16 protein-coding genes and 3 pseudogenes are annotated in these 17,428 nt (G+C 60.7%); 4 read left to right on the forward strand and 15 right to left on the reverse strand.

All coding sequences use genetic code 11. The annotated features are described in order from the left end of the window. Positions 1–20: 20 nt before the first annotated feature. The 6 genes from DMX12_RS01350 to DMX12_RS01375 all read right to left on the reverse strand — a co-directional run bounded on the left by DMX12_RS01350 (position 21) and on the right by DMX12_RS01375 (position 5,371). On the reverse strand, positions 21–737 hold the full coding sequence (locus tag DMX12_RS01350) for a hypothetical protein (RefSeq protein ID WP_110675819.1): 717 nt from the start codon (positions 735–737) through the stop codon (positions 21–23). Between the two features lie 65 nt (positions 738–802). Continuing rightward, positions 803–1,297 (reverse strand): JAB domain-containing protein, encoded by a 495-nt coding sequence (locus DMX12_RS01355; protein WP_110675821.1) that lies wholly within the window; start codon positions 1,295–1,297, stop codon positions 803–805. Positions 1,298–1,364: 67 nt separating this feature from the next. Beyond that, entirely contained in the window at positions 1,365–1,622 is a 258-nt protein-coding gene (locus tag DMX12_RS01360) for a hypothetical protein (RefSeq protein ID WP_110675823.1), read from the reverse strand. A gap of 67 nt (positions 1,623–1,689) precedes the next feature. Next, a complete protein-coding gene (locus tag DMX12_RS01365) occupies positions 1,690–2,220 on the reverse strand; it encodes an STY4534 family ICE replication protein (protein WP_110675825.1) in 531 nt (176 codons plus the stop codon). A gap of 741 nt (positions 2,221–2,961) precedes the next feature. Next, positions 2,962–4,929 (reverse strand): DNA topoisomerase III, encoded by a 1,968-nt coding sequence (locus DMX12_RS01370; protein ID WP_110675827.1) that lies wholly within the window; start codon positions 4,927–4,929, stop codon positions 2,962–2,964. A 97-nt stretch (positions 4,930–5,026) separates the two neighbouring features. Next, the gene (locus DMX12_RS01375) at positions 5,027–5,371 is read right to left on the reverse strand and encodes a helix-turn-helix domain-containing protein (RefSeq protein ID WP_110675829.1); all 345 of its coding nucleotides are present in this window, start codon (positions 5,369–5,371) and stop codon (positions 5,027–5,029) included. Positions 5,372–5,513: 142 nt separating this feature from the next. Here DMX12_RS01375 and DMX12_RS01380 point away from each other — a divergent pair, with 142 nt between their 5' ends. Next, positions 5,514–5,741 (forward strand): hypothetical protein, encoded by a 228-nt coding sequence (locus DMX12_RS01380; RefSeq protein WP_064492784.1) that lies wholly within the window; start codon positions 5,514–5,516, stop codon positions 5,739–5,741. A 94-nt stretch (positions 5,742–5,835) separates the two neighbouring features. On the opposite strand, the gene DMX12_RS01385 is transcribed toward DMX12_RS01380, so the two are convergent. The 9 genes from DMX12_RS01385 to DMX12_RS01425 form a co-directional block, all read right to left on the reverse strand. Next, the gene (locus DMX12_RS01385; RefSeq protein WP_064492701.1) at positions 5,836–6,264 is read right to left on the reverse strand and encodes a single-stranded DNA-binding protein; all 429 of its coding nucleotides are present in this window, start codon (positions 6,262–6,264) and stop codon (positions 5,836–5,838) included. Between the two features lie 5 nt (positions 6,265–6,269). Further along, complete coding sequence (locus DMX12_RS01390; RefSeq protein WP_110675831.1) at positions 6,270–6,764, reverse strand: DUF3158 family protein; 495 nt, start codon at positions 6,762–6,764, stop codon at positions 6,270–6,272. Then, entirely contained in the window at positions 6,761–7,516 is a 756-nt protein-coding gene (locus DMX12_RS01395; RefSeq protein WP_110675833.1) for a PFL_4669 family integrating conjugative element protein, read from the reverse strand. The genes DMX12_RS01390 and DMX12_RS01395 overlap by 4 nt, the downstream gene beginning before the upstream one ends. A gap of 151 nt (positions 7,517–7,667) precedes the next feature. After that, complete coding sequence (locus tag DMX12_RS01400) at positions 7,668–8,885, reverse strand: STY4528 family pathogenicity island replication protein (protein WP_110675835.1); 1,218 nt, start codon at positions 8,883–8,885, stop codon at positions 7,668–7,670. Next, the gene (locus DMX12_RS01405; RefSeq protein WP_110675837.1) at positions 8,879–9,430 is read right to left on the reverse strand and encodes a DUF2857 domain-containing protein; all 552 of its coding nucleotides are present in this window, start codon (positions 9,428–9,430) and stop codon (positions 8,879–8,881) included. The genes DMX12_RS01400 and DMX12_RS01405 overlap by 7 nt, the downstream gene beginning before the upstream one ends. Before the next feature lie 16 nt (positions 9,431–9,446). After that, positions 9,447–10,985 (reverse strand): ParB family protein, encoded by a 1,539-nt coding sequence (locus DMX12_RS01410; RefSeq protein WP_110675839.1) that lies wholly within the window; start codon positions 10,983–10,985, stop codon positions 9,447–9,449. Positions 10,986–10,999: 14 nt separating this feature from the next. Then, positions 11,000–11,869: a ParA family protein gene (locus DMX12_RS01415; protein WP_110675840.1), complete on the reverse strand. Its 870-nt coding sequence runs from the start codon at positions 11,867–11,869 to the stop codon at positions 11,000–11,002. 3 nt (positions 11,870–11,872) lie between these two features. Further along, on the reverse strand, positions 11,873–12,088 hold the full coding sequence (locus DMX12_RS01420) for an AlpA family transcriptional regulator (protein ID WP_110675843.1): 216 nt from the start codon (positions 12,086–12,088) through the stop codon (positions 11,873–11,875). Positions 12,089–12,201: 113 nt separating this feature from the next. Further along, positions 12,202–12,939 (reverse strand): hypothetical protein, encoded by a 738-nt coding sequence (locus DMX12_RS01425; RefSeq protein ID WP_110675845.1) that lies wholly within the window; start codon positions 12,937–12,939, stop codon positions 12,202–12,204. Positions 12,940–13,292: 353 nt separating this feature from the next. Between DMX12_RS01425 and DMX12_RS01430 the strand changes: the two are divergent. From DMX12_RS01430 to DMX12_RS01440, 3 pseudogenes are all read left to right on the forward strand, one after another. After that, positions 13,293–13,550: pseudogene (locus tag DMX12_RS01430) on the forward strand (enolase C-terminal domain-like protein); the annotation flags it as partial. 269 nt (positions 13,551–13,819) lie between these two features. Beyond that, a pseudogene (locus tag DMX12_RS01435) lies at positions 13,820–14,806 on the forward strand (IS5 family transposase). A 345-nt stretch (positions 14,807–15,151) separates the two neighbouring features. Beyond that, positions 15,152–17,353: pseudogene (locus DMX12_RS01440) on the forward strand (putative bifunctional diguanylate cyclase/phosphodiesterase). Positions 17,354–17,428: the final 75 nt, after the last annotated feature.

The following is a 17,428-nucleotide window of genomic DNA, read 5'->3' on the forward strand; positions in this document are numbered from 1 at the left end:
CGCCCGGAAGGGCGCCTTGGTCAGTCTTCGGTGAAGAGCGGTAGCTCCGCCAGTGGTGCGGCGTCGGGGTCAAAGATCAGCAGGCGGGTGTCTGCCTGGCCTGCCAGCATCAGCAGCTGGAGCAGCACCGGCGGGACATGGTCATCGCGCATGCGCGCACAGACTTCGCTGGCGCTCCAGCCGATCCTGCTGGCTTCATGTGCCGCTACCCAGGGTGTCGAGTACAGCTTGCACCCCACGGCATGGTTGCTGTTGAGCTCGAAGCACCCGAAGAAGCCCGCTGGCGAATTGCACCAGGTGCACACCTGCAGGAACTCGAACTCGTCTGCGGGCAGGTGCGCGCTGCTGATCTCCCAACTGCGGCTGTAGTGTCCGGTGGCAAAGGACAGTTGCTCGATCAGGTTTTGCGCCGCCTCGACGTTGCCGAGGTCGCCGATATGCATCGAGCGTCCGAGCTGATTGCCCATGATCTGGTAGAGCACCGTGTTCACCAGACCGTCGGCCGGGCAGCGCATGCGCACAAACTCGGGCACGCACACACCGTCGGTGATCACCGCGACGTCGTCATCGAATAGACACGGCTGCAGGGTGATGGCTTCGTTGGGTAGCTCGTTCTGAGCCGGATGCAGCGTGCGGTAGCACGGCGGGCAATCGTCGGCATAGCTGATCTGCAGGACGCGCTCATAGCGCAGGTCTTGGAAACCGCGAAGAAACGGATTGGGCAGGGAAGGGTGCATGGTGATTCTCCGGAAGCGCCGAGGCCACCCCGAACGGGCGGTGACCTCAAAGGCAAGGTGGGCTTTCACATCCAGCCGTACTCGGCCAACGAAAGCGGGGTGCCTTCGCCGACGATGATGTGGTCCAGGACACATACCTCGACCAGGGCCAAAGCCTCGGTCAGGCGGGTGGTGAGTACCCGATCAGCGCCGCTCGGTTCAGAGCAGCCGGAGGGGTGGTTGTGGCTGAAGATCACGGCGGCGGCATTGTGTTCGAGGGCCTTGATGACCACTTGGCGGGGATACACGGAGGCACCGTCAATGCTGCCGGTGAAGAGGATGTCGAAGCTCAGCACACGGTGGCGCGAGTCAAGGCAGAGCAGGGCAAACACCTCGTGGTGGTAGGGGGCGAGTTGCAGTTTCAAGTAGGCTGCAGCATCAGCGGGGGTTATCAGCACCTCGCCGCGCTGGAAGTGACGCTGGTCCAGCAGTTGCAGGGCCTCGGTGATCAGCGCATCCTCACGGATGCGTTGGGCCAGTACGGGATCGAGCGGGTCGACCAGGTTCAAGGCAGTGTTCATGGGCAATTCCTCGTGTGAGATGGAGCGCCCTCCTGAGGGCGTGCCCCAGGCTGGTTTAGGTGTGTGATCAAAGGCGCGTGAAGCGATGTCGCGTGCCGTGCAGTGGGCTTAGGCAGCCTTCGCACGGTTGCATGGAGAAAGCCTCGATACCGGTGCCGGTATGGGGGTCGAAATCGGCGCTCAGCGGTAGCAGGGCTTGCAGTTGGGCGCGCATAAGAGCGATGCGGTGTTCGACTTCAGCCTCGCTGTAGTACAGCGAGAGCGCACTGAAGTCGTCGTAGGCGACCGCCTGCAGGCAGTCTTCGCAGAGCCAGAAACTTTCCATGGCGACCTCCGACGTGATTGAACAACAGGCGCTCATGAGAGCGCCTGCTGCGTGCGGTCAACCTGCCTCAAGCAGACTGACGTGCGGCGGTGGATTTGCGTGCAGCGGGTGGAGTTGGCTGGCCTTGGTCAGCGTCACCGTCCACCTGTTCCGACTCTGCTGATTCAGCAGCCTCAGAGGCGGCGGCGTCGGTCCGAGCTGGCGCACGGTAGCTGAATTGGCCATCAACTTTGATCCACTCGATGAAGATCAGTCGGCCTTTGAGGCTGGCGCCGGGTTGCCCCTTGCGTTCGCCTTTCTCGTACATGAACGGATCGACCCAGAGGTCGCCGATGCGAAACGCGATGAGGACCTTGCGTTCCGCGCGGACGTCTTCCAGGTGTTCACGGATCAGCCGGTCGGCTTCACCGCTGGCGACCTTGCAGTCGAAGCGGGTGTACTCGACGTCGTCCGAGGCACCGTGCAAGGCAGCGATGTCACAGGCCATGAACGCTTGGCCGCGGCGAACCGGGACTTCGCGAACTCGGTTCAGGTAACCGATGCCTTGGGTGTGCAGGTTGAAGTAGGTGGTGGGGGCGTTATTGCTTGCAGTAGTCATGATGGAGCTCCTGTTCAGCAGAACGCGGACATCCACCGGCCCTGGCGGCTGGTGAGTTCCGCAAGGGGAGGTGCAAACACATGATCGGTCGAGAGGGCGCTCATCACCGATGGGACGGTGACCGTGCGAGCTGCCGAGCGCGAGTCGCACTTTGGGGGAGAACCACCCGAAACGGGCGTAGCCTTGAAGGTCCTGGCTACCTGGGTGCTGTCAACGACAGCGGTGTGCAGCTCATCTATAAAACGCCGCGAAAGGCCCGTCAACCGTGGTCTTCAGGCGGTCTGAGCGGACGGAATCGGATGGCTTTCGGTGGATTGTCGGGGGCGAAAAAAAAGCCCGACGGTCATCAGGCTAGGAAGAGTTGGACCACCCTTGACCCGGCGATGTGGCACCGGAGTCCGTCGCAGAGCTCCACTGCCGATCCACCTGGATCAACCGACCCTTGTCGTGGCCTGGGTCGGAATCAACTGGCACGCATCCGCGCACAAAAGGTGCCCAGTGTTTCGCCGGCGGGCACCGGAGCTGAGCATCGTCGCCGAAGCGGATGACCCCTGAGGCCTGGTACAAGCCGCAGGGGTCATCCACCTGGGAGACTTGGAACGCTGAAAAGTCATCCGCAGATGGACTGAAGTGTGGCTCCGAACTCTAGGAGTCTGACCGAGCTGCCCGGAGCGAGTCGGTCTTGGTCGCCAAGCGGCGAGGGGCCAGATCACTACACCAGTGCTGTGGTGTGCCGTCAAGTCACGTGCTCTTCGATCGCTTGGATTTCGCCACCGGTTTGGTGCCCTTGCACTCGGGGTAGCGGATGCAAGACCAGAAGCTGCCGGTGCGACCTTTGCGCTGGCGCATGGTGCTGCGGCACACCGGGCAGAAGAGCCCCTTGCTGGGGGGCGGGCGCAGGGTGAGCGTGGCGTTACTGCGCACCAGTCGAGTCAGCCATTCTGCCTGTTTGGCGAGAAAGGTCTCGACGCTCAGTTGGCCCGACTCAATGCGGTCCAGCGCCTGCTCCCACAAAGCGGTCATGACCGGGTCGGCGACCTCTGGTGGCACCGCTTCGATCAAGGTATGCGCTGCCGGTGAGGCAGCCAGGCTGCGCTTTTTCTTGGTTAGGTAACCGTGATCGATCAGGCCTTGGATGATGGCCGCGCGGGTGGCCTCGGTACCGAGCCCGCAGCTGTCCTTGAGCTTCTGCTTGAGCCGGGGTTCGGCCACCTGATTGGCGATGGTTTTCATCGCTTTGACCAAGGTGCCTTCGGTGTAGGCCTTGGGCGGTTGTGTGCGCTGTGCGTTGAGCGTGGCGTCGATCAGCGCCACCGTCGCGGATTCACGCAACGTTGGCAAGCGCTGGGCCTGTTCGGCCGGCTCGGTGCCGTCGGCCTCGTTGATCACTGCCTTCCAGCCGCGGACCAGGATCTGCTTGCCGCGCGCCATCAGTTGGTCCGCCTGGCTGTGCAGCAGTGCCTGGGTGTTCAGGTACTCGTGCTCGGGCATGAACTGCGCGAGGTAGCGTGCGCGAATCAGTGTGTAAACCGCCCGCTCGCGTTCGGAGAGCTGCGCCAGATCCAGCGTGACGGCGGTGGGAATAATGCCGTGGTGCGCGGTGATCTTGCTGCTGTTCCAGGCACGGGAGCGGCGGCTGGGGTCCACCTCTTTCAGAACTGCCCCCAGCGATGGCGCAGCGGCGGCCAAGGTGTGGAGCACGCGCGGCACTTCATCGAGCATGCTCTCCGGCAGGTAGCCGCAATCGGTCCTCGGGTAAGTCGTTGCCTTGTGGGTTTCATACAGGGCCTGGGCGGTGGCCAGGGTCTCCTGTGCACCCAGTCCGAGCTTGGCCGAGCAGATCTCCTGCAACGTGCCCAGGTCGAACGGTAGCGGCGGGCCTTCGCGCACGTGCTCGACTTCGACACTGTCGATCTGCGCGCTGCCGGCTTGAGTTAGGCGCCTGACCGTCTGTTTCGCAGCGGTTTCGTCGATACAGCGTCCAACCGCATCGCTGGCCGCGGTCGGGGGCTGCCAGCGCGCGTGAAAACGGACCCCGTCCTGCTCCAGGTGTGCATCGACGGTCCAGAATGGCTGCGGCACAAAGCTGGCGATCGCCCGGTCGCGCTCGACGACTAGGCGCAAGGTTGGGGTTTGCACACGCCCCACCGGCAGCAGTCCATCGAAACCGGCGCGGCGGCCGAGCAGGGTGAACAGTCGGCTCAGGTTGATGCCGACCAGCCAATCAGCACGGGAACGGGCGAGGGCACAGTGGTACAGCGGCAAGGTCTGCTCTCCCGGACGCAAGGCATCCAAGGCTCGGCGGATCGACGCCTCATCCAGCGCGGATAACCATAGACGCAAAATCGGCCCCTGGTACTGACAGCGATCGAGAATTTCCCGGGCGATCATCTCGCCTTCGCGGTCGGCGTCGGTGGCGATGACCACCTCGCTGCAAGTGCGCAGCAGTTGGCTGATCACCCTGAGCTGACTGGCGACCTTGGGCTTGGCCACCAGTTGCCAGCGGCTGGGAATGATTGGCAGATCGTCCAGCGACCAGCGCTTGTAATCGCCATAGGTTTCAGGCGGAGCGGTCTCCAGCAGATGGCCGACGCACCAGGTGACGGTGACGTACTGACCCTTCAGGCAGCCATCACCGCGATTGCTGGCCTGCAGCACTCGGGCGATGTCGCGGGCTTGGGAGGGTTTCTCGCAGATGAACAGGCGCATACGTGGGCCCTCTCGGTGGGTACCGACAGGGTGGGGGGTTGATCGCGGAACGCCAGGGTAAATCCGAAGGTGCCGAGTTCATATCGGCGGAGTGGCATTACTTGCGTTGCGCAAGGTGGCTCGCCAGCGCTTTCAGAGACTCCAGGGCGAATTGCTTATCCGCCTCATCGAGCTCCTTGATGATCGAGTTGATCTGCACGCCCAGGTCCTGCGGCCGAGGGCTGATAGCGAGCAGCAATTCATCGGCGGGGCAGCCGTACAAGTCGGCCAATTGCAGCAGCTTGGAGACCGAGAGCTCAACGAAGCCTCGCTCCAGGCGCGACACCGCTTCGCCGGAGATCTGCAGGTACTCGCCGACCTGCGCCTGGGTCAAGTGCCGGGCACGACGATACTTCGCCAACTGGCGACCAATGTGATGTGGACTAGGCTCTTTGACGGACAATGGGGGCGCTCTCCAATTCGACCTATATGGTCGAACAGCACCCCAAAGATATGAACGACTCAGAGGGTTGACTAACAACCTTACGAGGCGTATCACCAAAAATAAGATGGATGACTCGACCGTCACCACGGAGGCAACAAACTTGCACGGATCCCACCAGAGTGAGGCAGATGCGCTAGCGATCAAGGCCTATGAGCTGTTTATGGCCACCCATCTGGAACCGGACAAGGAGCAGGCTCGCGCCCGGCTGATTGCATGGGTTCAGGAGAGTCCGCTGCACTGGCGGGCGTTCCTTGCCCTGGACCAGTATTTGGCGGAAGTGAAGCAAATGCTGGAGCATGAGCGGCGCAAGAGCGCCCGGCAAGAGTGAATCAAACGGCAGCCCCCAGTGTTGCCCGCTGAGCTGTCTGCATGGTTCCAGTGACATCGCGCTGCAGGCGGCGATTCCACTGAATACCACGCACTTACCCGGACTTGCGTGGCGCTTTCTTGCCTCCCCCTTTGCGCGAAGTGCTGGCGTTGTCGCTGGCTTTCTCGCGCATGGTCACCGAGGCCAGGCGGTGCGGCAGAATACCGATGCGCCGCGCCTCCACCTTGAACGTCACGCGCGCATTGTCCTCGCTGTCTTCCCATTCCTCCTTGACCGTGCGCCCTTCAACCAGGACGCGCATGCCTTTCTGGTAGAGCGTGGCCCAGTGTTCGGCGTCGCGGTTCCAGAGCTCCACGGGTGCCCAATAGCCGCCGCGATCCTCGTAGCCGCCTTCGCGCGGTACTGGGTTGTCGAAATAGACATTCAGCCGCAGCAGGCGCCGCGGCTCATCCGGGTTGGTGTTGAACTCCTGATACTCCGGAACGCTGCCGATGTTGCCTTCACCAACAAACAAAGTACTCATGCGGGTTACTCCTCGGTGGGGGAACGGGTTAGGGCGAGCTCGGCGGCCTCGAGCTTGCTGGCACCAGTGATGGCGTGGCGATACAGAGACTGCAGGCTGCTCATCTGCAGGTTCAGCACCACACGGTTGGTCTCCAGCTGATACAGCGCCTGCCGCAGCTCAGGGTGCAGACGCGGCTGAACCACCGCTTCCTGCCACACCTGCACGCCCATGCGCAGAAAATCCGGGCTGCGCCAGCGCAGGAAATCAGTGCCCGTCGCGCTGTGCTGGACGACCAGGCGCAGGTCCAGCAACGAGAAGGGTGGCTGGGCCATGATCGCCAGCATCACCGCCATCAGCTCGGCGACCTGGGTGCGCAGGCGCAGGATCGTCTCGGCGAACTGCTGCAGCTCCCCCTTACCCTTAAAAGGCTTTAAAAGGCCTTTTAGGGAGGCACCTTGTGCAAACTCGCGATAGGCATCGGCTGACAAACGCCGGGCAATGGCTTCGGCCAGGGTCATGCCTCACCCCCGTCGTTCGCGGTATCCGGTGTGGGCTGCTCATCGGCTGCCGGCGGATTCGGGCCTTCGATCTCGGAGCGCACGTTACTGCGGGCGATTGGCGGGGCGAACTGGGAGCGGCGCGTCCCTTCGAGAATGTCCTGTGGCAGGATGCCGAACTTGTCGATGGCTTCGCGGGCACGGGCATTGTTGGCGGCCATGTCGTCCCGACTTACCCCGGCCAGGCGGTAGCGCTGCGCCAGGCCGAACAGGCTGCGCAGCAGATGGGCGCCGCCATCGATCCAGGACTCCATGTCGCCCCGGCCGATCAGCGCCGTGTGGTGGGCAAGCAGCACCCGCCGGACCAGGGTGTCGTAGTCGGTGAGCAGGTAGATCGCGAGAAAGCCCAGCTGGCTGCCAATGAACAGCGGCAGGGTGACGGGGTGGATGTTGAGGTTGTCGCCGACATCGACTTGCGTGGGCAGAGCCCGTTCAACTCGGCTCATTTGCTGCGTCAGCGTGGCCATGTCCAACCTGGCCTGCAGCAGCTTTTCCTCCAGTTGCAGCATGAACCAGTCCGCATAGGGATCACACTGGCTGCTGGCGTGTTTGAGCAGGTTGGTGACGCTGATGTAACCGGGCATGCCCAGGATCGGATGTACCCCGTCGCGACCGCTGCGCCCCTGCCACAGCCGTGCCGCATGGTGGGTGTGTAGAGTGAGGGTGATGCTGCTGCGCAGGGAGCCCAGGTTGAGTTGGTAGTGATCGACCATCGCCAGTACCTCGCCGTCGGAATGACACCGACGATGGACCGATCCTTGGCTGGCGATGCGGATCTACCTGAAGGTGGATTGCTCGTATTTTCCCGAGGGTGGACTTCCCTGGAAACGATGGCATCGACATTAGGTCCACCGGGTTCCAGCCCTATGTAGCTGCAGTGATCCCTCGGCAGCGTTGTTTCAGTTCCTCCAGGCAGGAGAGGGCAAGTGGCGACGCGGTGCGCTGACCGCCGCGCTTAGGTCGTTCGCGAGGCGGCTCCCCTGACGCTGGCTTGGCTGGGCGTGAAGCAGGGTTTAAGGTTTTTTCTTCCTCGCCACGCGCGGCCCACAGGGTGAACTCGCCCTGGCAGGCGCGCTTGATCAAGCCCATCAGATAGGCGATGGGTTTTCGGATCTCACCGCGAGCGCAGCGCACCGCCGCTTCGTTGATTACCGCTTGTTGCTGTTCCGGCTCGAGCTGACGCATCGCCTGGGAGGCCATGCGCCGCTCGTTCGGGGTCAGCGGTAAATCTTCGGGCCATCGCGCTCGACTAAACTCCACCTGCCCCAGTACCGTACTTTTTTTGCTTTGGTCTTTCTGTACTGTACGGCCAGCATCGACATTCCGAACCGCAGGCAAATCCGCTGCATTGCCGCAGGGTTCGGGATTTGTTGTTCCCATCGGGGAATTCCGAACGGGGTCGACTGCGCCTGGTTCGGAATTCGTTGGGGCTGCTGCTTCGCTCATCAGCGGCAGCGGTTGCTGTTGGACCGGCGGCAGCGAGCCGAGCCTGTCCTTGTCGACTTGAGCGACTTGCGGGTCGGCCTGGATTTCCGCGATCACATGCTGGGCCACGTCTCGGACCCCTTTGGTGGCATGAGTGAGGTTCTGTTTCAGCAGCGCGGCGTAGCCGCTGTCCAATTCCAGCTGCTCGGCTGCGGTCAGCGGATCTCCGTGCAGCACGTAGACGCAACCACGTAGGCAGCCGTTGGCATCGCGTGTGCGCTCCACCAAGCTGAGCCAGCGGGTGGTGCGCGGGAAATTGAGTGCCCGGGCGATGGTTTCGCGAGACGCTTGGGCGCCGCAGGGACTGGTCGCCAGGTAGGGCTGCAGGTCCTGGTAGCGTGGCGTCTTGACCTTACGTTCGGTGATCAGCCAGCGCAGCACCTGCCAGGTGTTACGTTCCAGTGGCGTCAGCCGCCGGTCCAGCAACAAGGTCTGCGGCAGCGGGTCGTTGTCACCGTAATAGATCGTTCGTACCGCGGGCTCCTCGGCGGAGACCGCCAGTTTGCCATGGGCTGCGTACCACTCATTTCGCCGCCGAAGGGCGTCGTAGCACTGGCGCACCACGTCCTGCCAGTCGACCTCGTAAAAGCTCAGCATGGAGTTCCTCCGTACAGTTCGACCTGTTGCCAGACCAAGGTCAGGCTGATCTGTTGTTCCTCGGCCAGCATCATCATCGTGTCCAACGGATCGTTGTCCGGATCCTCCGCGCGCAACTGGCTCCAGCGATTCCACACCGCATGTTCCTGCGCTTCACTGAGCTGGACCGGCCGACCGCGGTGCGTCTCGATTTTCAGCACACGGCGGCGCAGCGCGGTTTCCGAATGGTCCAGGCCGAAGCAGCGGTACATGATGTTGGAGCTCGCGCCCAACTTGAGCGCCCGGTTGATCAACCGCTCGTTCTGCTCGTCGCGCTCGGCCTGCACGATCAGCCGTCGTAACACGGTGATGTCGACCTTCACTTCTACCCAGGCGATCGATGAGTGCGCCAGGTGGGACAAGGTGGTCGGCGGCAGCGACTGCAGCACCTCGATGTTCTCGTCGTCCAGGCCCAGGGCCTTACAGCGCTGCAGACGGCCATGGCGCAGCTCATGCAGCACCTGATTCAACATGGCATGGTTCAACAGATTGAAAGTCGTGCTCATGAGGTCGCTCCTCACGTTATCGAGTGGACGACAGCGTCAGTTCGATCAACTGCCGGGCGTGACGGATCAGCAAGAACAGCTGCTCCAGCTGGGCATCAGGAAGGCGCTCAAGGCCCACCGTCAGGGCTGGGCGGTCGGTGAAGGGCAGGTCGTAGACGCCGATCAGCAGCTGACCAAACAGCGCGGCCGGCAACTGCTGGCGTTCCTTCCAGGTCACGTCGTCCTGCAGGCGCAGCAGGGCAGAAAGCAACAGCTGGATACCAGTGTGCCGCGGGCTGATTTTCTCGCCATGCACCATTGAAAGCGTGAAGCCGAGGTCATCTGCGAGCGCGTTGACCATGTCGTCAGCGTCTGCGTAAACGGCAAGCTCGGCGGCCAAGGACGCGCAGCTCGCGCGCAAGGCGCTGATCTTTTCCAGTGATGCTGCGCCTGATGGCGCCGTCACGATTGACCTCGCAACTTCCTCGACCTCTTCCAGAAGCTTTTCCGGTAATGGTTCGTCCCCCAACGCCTGGCGAATATCGGGCAGGCGTGGTGCTTGCTGCGCCGAGAGGCCTGCATCAGCTTTTGTCGGTTCGGGTTTGGGTACCGCAGTCGGCGCTTCTGGCGGATGTACAGGTGAAGGCGAGGACTTTGCAAGCTCACCCGCTGGAGTGGACTGAGGGGTAAGAGTGCTGTCGGCAGGGGGGAGCGAAGGGCGTTGCTCCTGATGCATCTCCAGAGCCAACAGACGAGGTGTTTGCTCTAGGCTCACCGCCATTCTGGCAATCAAGTCATCCTGCAGCTCACCCGAATCCAGTTCCGGTTTTTCACCGTCGAACGCTGACAGAACCTCGAACCACAACAGCGGGAACTGCTCGGGGGCACCGAAGTATCGATTCCAAATCGACTCCGCTCGCCGTCGCAAACTGATGAGGCGCGCGATGGCAGATTTGCCTAGGCCCGCGTACAGCATCTGCGGGATGGCAGGGAGCAGGTGCTCGAGCGCGTCGAACATGCGGCTGATGTGTGACTGCGAGATGGGATAGCCACCCTCACTCAAGCGCGCCGCGAGCTCGCGCTGGGTGAGGTGGGTATCGCCGGGCTCAAACATGCCCTGAAGCTTCGCCACTGCGAGGGCCCGTTCGATAAACGTCAACTGGCCGTGCAAGTCACTCTCGGCCAGGTGCCCGAGCAAGGCATGTGACTCCGACTGCCAAGGGCGGAACAGGCAATGGATACGGAAAAACCGCTCTTCGCGCGTTTCCTGCCACAGCTCACCGAGGATGCTAAGACGCGTGTTACCGCCGTTGCGGATGATGAAGTGCCGCTCATTAGGACGCCGGGTGATCGCAGGTGACTGATCCAGACCACGCTCGCGGATTGAGGCTTTGATGTCGTCATACAGCGGGTTGCGCACCACACGCGGGTTGAGCTCGTAGGGCTGCAGTTGCTCGAGAGTGACCACCATCGGGGTATCGCCAACGGTGGCCATGGCGAGATCGCGATCGTGTTTCTGCGGAAAGTGCGCCTGTTGCAGCTGACGCGTGATGTCTTCGGAGGTTGGTGGCTTCATCACTCATCCTCCGATCAGACGCGACGGAGCAGTTGGTGCCCAGCAGCAGTCGGAATGCCCGGCGCACGCGCGGCGATCTGCTTAGCCCATTGCGGGAATAGCTCGATGGCCAGGCGGCGCATCACTTCTGCGGCGCAAAGGCTGCGGCTGCCGGGCGCTGGAACTGGCTCTACCCGGTGCACAGGCAGGCCGAGCGAAGCGGCATTCGGATAAGCCACACGATCGGGGATCACCGTGCGGCAGACGCTGACATGAGGGTCTTCCTGAAAAGAGGCTTGGAGGCTCTGCATGATCAAGCGCGTTTCGCGGCGGTTGGCATTGACCTGGTTGAGAAGCAGCTTTACTGATGGCAAGTCAACGCCCAGGTAGCGGTAGGGTTCCAACTCTTCGAACAGACCCAGCGTACCCCTGCGCAGTTCTCGTGCGGCGAGCATTTCCGGCGGGACCGGGCACAGCGCGCAAGCGGAAGCGAGGATGACCATCTCCACGACTACGCTGCGTGCGCCCTGGGTGTCGATGATCATCATGTCGTAGTGATCCTCGAAGGCAGGCAGCAGGTTGCGCAGGCGTAGACGGCCATCGGCCGCGTGCAGCAGCAGGGTGCTGATGTGCCCGGCGCGGTCGTTGGAGACGATCAGGTCCAGGTGCTGGATCACAGTGGCAGAGATCACCTGATCAGGTGCCGTGAGCCGCTGGGCGATAAGTTCGTAGCTTCCTGCCACACGTGCTTCGCTCACGGTGTAGTAGCTGGACAGCGTCGGTTGGCTGTCCAGGTCCAGCAGCAGAACGCGAAGGCCGGCATCGGCGAGCACGCCGCCGAGGTTGGCGGCGACGGTGGTCTTGCCCGCGCCGCCCTTGGTCGAGATCAGCGAGAGGACGTCCATGAGTTAGTCCCCCCTGGACAGTCGGTCCTGAACCCACTGTTCGATTTCCAGAGAATCCCAACCGACAGCGCGGGTGCCGATGCGCCGGCATTGCGGGAACTGGCCAGCCTTCATCAGGTGGTAGATGTGCGACCGCTTGAAACCGGTTTTTTGCTCCACTTCATCACGGCGCATGATGTGGCGATCGGCTGACAGAGGGGCAGGGCTTGTGGATTGCATGATGTCACTCCTTAGCGCCGGGTGGCGCGTGGTGGGAAGTGACTGTCAGTGAAGGTCGGAACAGGATGAAAAACATTGTCAGGCAATGCCGGGCATTGCCTGACAATGCGGCCTCAGCCCCGTTTTATCTGGGCTATAAGCCGGCGCGCGTCCGCAAATCGCCGATCAATGGTACTTTTACTCAGACCATCCACACCGGGAAAGCGCAGCAGAATAGCTTGTACCAACGCTGCCTGGCTGGAATAGATCGACTGCTGCTTGCCGTTTTGGTTTTTCCCGAGCGTGGTCTCGAGCATCGCGCCGACCAGCCTGGTGTGCACGGCTACAGAGGTCTCTGAGGGCATACCAAGCGACTCCAGTCGCGCTTTCAGCTTGTCGTTGAGCGTTGAGAGCAATGCCATTTCTTCAGCGGCGGCAGCATAGGTTTGTTGCAATCGCTCAAGCGTATTAAGGGCAAAGTCGAGCTTGGCTTGCTTCGCCAAATGCGCATCCAGGCTGACGCATTCTGAGTGATCAACGTTTTGGGAAAACAGAAAGGCAGGTTTCTGATCGGGGAGGCAGCGCACGAACCAGACTAGGAGATCGGCGCGCCGAACGGAGTAGTACACCCGGTAAATGTGACTATCCGCAGTAATTGGCTGGCCCAGATAGGTCGCGGGCAAATCGCCGCTGAGAATGGCGTCGTAGATGCACTCAACGTGGTCGTGCAGACGGGGCCACTGTGGGAAATGCTTTCGTAGGCTACCTGGCTGCGAGATGTCCACATGAAGAATTTCATCTTCGTGGTCGGAGAGGTCACACCAGAGAATCGCGGCGTCAATGGGGTGGTAGGAGCTTCTGAGCGAGATCATGGCACACAGCCTCCTGCTGCGTTCGTCCTAGAATCGCTGGCGAGGGCTTCTTGTCTGGGCCCCTGTCGAGCGAGCCGGTTTCCACAGATCAATAATGGATCCAAAAGTGAAGACCGTGGCAGCGTTGGTTCGTTCACTGTACAAGACTTCATCGCGACAGATTTTGACGTGATGGATTTGGACTGGTACCAACATCGTGTTGATCTCGGCAGTGCGCCCTCTGCATCCCACTCACAAATGCAAGCTTGCACTGTTGTGCGCTGGACCATGAGGGCACGCTGTTAGTGGCATTCAGGAGGGGGCCAGTGGGTCCATATGCTAAGCGCTCCGGTCACGTATCACTTGTATCAGGACTGGCCGAGGCAGCCTACGAGCGCTACGGTTTCAAGGACTTCAAACTCAAAGGTAGGGTGCTGCGCGGTGCCGAGGGAATCGAGGCGGTAACCGCGCTTTCCGAGCGCTTCCCGGATGCTCGTATTACCCTCGATCCGAATGGTGTCAGGTCGCTGAAGGAAGCCATCGCCCTCTGCCGCGACCAGCATGACTTGCTGGCCTACGCCGAAGACCCCTGTGGTGCGGAAAACGGTTACAGCGGCCGCTGCGTAATTGCAGTCACTTGACCACCTGTTTGCATCGGACGTGACTAGGCAATTGCATTTGATCTGACCAATTTTTCGCATGGCCCAAGAGCGAATGCAGCTTTATGACTGACCGCTAATGCCATAGCGAACATTCCGGGCATATCCTTAGATCGAGAGCTGGCTTACACGAGCAGATAGCTGCTCGGCGCTTTCCTAAGGATTCTCCGATCGAGTCAGCACAGGCCATCCGACCTGTGCTGAAATAGACCTTCGTTCAGCTACCCCAGTAAGCCTTGCCCATGAGTCAGATGAGCTTCTCCGATTTCGAGTACGCCGGTGAGCGTAAGCAGGCCCGTCGTGAGCGTTTCCTGGCCGAGATCGAGCAAGTCGTGCCGTGGAGCGGATTGGTCGCGTTGATTGAGCCGCACTATCCGAAGGCCGGTGGTGGTCGTAAACCCTATCCCTTGGAAAGCATGCTGCGCATTCACCTGCTGCAGAACTGGCTTTCACTGAGCGATCCAGCCATGGAGGAAGCGCTGTACGAGATAACGTCGATGCGCCAGTTTGCGCGGCTGACGCTCAGCGCCCCGACCCCCGAAGACACGACGATTATGAATTTCCGGCATCTGCTGGAGAAGCATCAACTCGCGGCAGAGATTCTGGAAACCATCATCAACTACCTGCAAGACAAAGGTCGGTCTGTCTCTACGCCAGGGTACGATTGTCGATGCCACCATCATCCACGCGCCCAGCTCGACCAAGAACAAAGAAGGCAAGCGCGATCCGGAAATGCACCAGACGAAGAAGGGCAACCAATACTTCTTCGGCATGAAAGCGCATATCGGAGCCGACGCTGAGTCGGGTCTGGTGCATCACGTCCACGGCACCGCCGCGAACGTGGCCGCCGTAACGGAAGTTTCACATCTACTGCATGGCGCAGAGAACGTCGCCTGTGCCGATGCGGGCTATACCGGCGTTGAGAAAAGACCGGAGCATGAAGGGCGACCGGTGATCTGGCAGATCGCTGCGCGACGCCGCACCTACAAGCACTTGGGCCAACGCGCGTGCTCTACTAAGCCAAGCGCAAGATCGAAAAGGTCAAGGCGCAGGTACGCGCGAAAGTGGAGCATCCGTTCCGAGTGATCAAGCGCCAGTTTGGCTATGTGAGAACTCGCTTTCGCGGCGTGGCCAAGAATACGGCGCAACTGACGACGTTGTTTGCGCTGTCGAATCTGTGGATGGCGCGCCGGCAGTTATTGAACACTGCGGGAGAGATACGTCTGTAGCGGGTAAGAACGAGGGCAAAGCCCTGGTTTTGCACTGATTGGCGGCTGGAAAAATGGGCATTTCGGCGTCAAAGCACAGTTCACTGCGTGCTCGGGGCAACTTGTTCGGAGTTTCCCTAGGTCGAGCGAGTCTAGAAGCGAAGTCAGCCAACGGCGGCAATCTGATACTGTTTTTATGTTGGATCTGAACCTTTTCTAGCTGGTCGGTGCTCTATAGAGTGCGCGTCCGACGCACTAGTGGACAGTGATCGGCCGCCTACTATTACTGGCTCTCTGAAGACCGGACGACCTCGAGAGTCTTCAGGAACCACCATGAATGCTCCTCCTGGCTTCCACAGCTAGGCATTGCCCGAGTCGCAACGTGACATTCTCGGCATGATCGCGACCGACCGGCATCTGGGCGAAATACTCTGCGCCAACTGCCAGATGCTCGACGCACAGGCCCCCGAAACCTTCTGCTCTATTCTGCTGACCGATGCCGAGGGCAAACGCTTGCTGAGCGGCGCGGCGCCCGGCCTGCCGCTCGAATACAGCGAGGCGGTTCACGGTATGGCCATTGGTCCAGAGGAAGGAACCTGCGGTACCGCAGCATTCCGGCGAGCTTGTGGTCACCGAAGACATCGCCCGAGACCCTAACTGGGAGCGTTTTCGCGACCTGGCGTTGGGGCATAACCTGCGTTCCTGCTGGTCGGTGCCTTTGCTCTCCCATCAAGGAAACGTGTTGGGTACATTTGCCCTGTACCACAACCGCGTCCATGCGCCGGTGGAGGCGCAGATTCAACGACTGGTCTGCGCGGCCCATCTGGCAGTCATTGCGATCCGCCATGAGCGTGATGGCCAACGTCTGGAGGAAAGCGAGCAACGTTTTGGTCGTTGTTCACCTACAACCCCAACCCGGTGTTCGCCCCTGATCTGGCTGGCAACATCCAGAGTGTGAACCCAGCAGGCCACAAGCTAAAACCGAACACTGCAACCAATTTCATTGGTCATCACTTTTCCCATCTGGTGCTCGAAGAGGACCTGGAACGGGTCGGTCAGCATTTTTCCGCAGCGCGCGAAGGAGAACCTCAACGCTTCGAGGCACGGGTTTTCGACGAGAGTGAAAAACTGTTGACCATGGACATCTCTAACCTGCCGATCATGGTCCACGGAGAGATCGTCGGGGTATTTGGCATTGCCCGGGGCATCAGCGAGCAGAAACAATTCGAGCGACAATTGAGCTTCAACGCCAGCCATGACCGGCTGACCGGTTTGCTTAACCGTGTTTCGCTTGAAGAGCGGCTTGTTCTGGATTGTCACATCAGTCGTCAGCCTCAGCTTCGTCTGGCGGTAATGTGCATTGACCTGGATGGATTCAAATCCCTCAACGCTTCGATCGGTCACTATTTCGACGATCAGGTGCTGATTGAGTTGGCGCAGCGCATGACCCAGCAGGTTCGTCCTGATGACACCATCGTGCGCATGGGTGGTGACGAATTTATCGTGCTGCTGCCGGACCTGCTTCGTGATGAGGACGTTGTGCCGGTGGCCGAGCACCTGATGGCCAGCATTGCCAGACCCTACTGTATCCAGGGCATTGACCTGCGGGTGAGTGCAAATGTCGGCATCACCCTGAGCAATGGTCACATCGAGCAACCGATGCAACTGATCCAGCAGGCTGACATGGCCCTGTACAAAGCCAAGCAGCAAGGGCGCAACAGCTTTCAGTGGTACAGCAGCGATCTTAATCAGCGTGTTTGCGCGCACGCGAGCCTGCGTAATGACCTGCAAAAGGCAATCGAAACTCAGTCGTTGCAGCTGCATTACCAACCACAGATAGGCGCGCGCACGGGGCGGGTGGTCGGGATCGAAGCGTTGCTGCGCTGGGAACATCCGGAAAATGGATTTATCTCACCCGCGGAGTTTGTGCCGGTGGCTGAGGACAGTGGTCAGATTATCCCGCTGAGCCTTTGGGTGCTCGATAAGGCATGCGCGGAGCTTCGTCAGCTAAGCGAGCAGGGCATCACGGGTATCTCGATGGCGGTGAATATTTCACCGATGCATTTTCAGCGTGGCTATTTCGTCCAGTGTGTCCAGGCTACCCTGGGGAAACATGGTCTGCGTGGTGAGCAGTTGGAGCTGGAGATCACCGCGTCGCTGCTGTTGCATAACGCTGAGCAGGCGATTGACACGTTGCACCGGCTCAAGGCGTTGGTGCGCATTGCGCTTGATGATTTCGGAACCGGTTTTTCCAGCCTCAGCTACCTCAAGCGTTTACCCATTGACAAGATCAAGGTCGACCGCTCGTTCATCCAGGAAATCGCCACCGACCATCATGATGCAGCGTGCACCAAAGGCATTATTTCCATGGCCCATCACCTGCGCCTGACGGTGGTCGCCGAAGGCGTGGAAATGGCGTCCCAGGTGGATTTCCTGAAGCGCAGTCGCTGCGATGTTTTGCAGGGGTATTACTTTGCCAAACCGATGCCCCATACAGAAATCGAAGCTCTCCTGAGCCAACCCGCCGCCACATCCCTGACAGGCAGTTCTGACTGGTCCCTGTCCTGAAAATCAGACGCCAAGGTAAATTTTCAGACCCCAACGCAGAACTCCCTTTCTCCAGGCAAGGCGCTCCCTGCGCCT

The organism is Pseudomonas sp. MB-090624, assembly GCF_003205245.1.
In the GTDB taxonomy this organism is placed as follows: Bacteria; Pseudomonadota; Gammaproteobacteria; order Pseudomonadales; family Pseudomonadaceae; genus Aquipseudomonas; species Aquipseudomonas juntendi.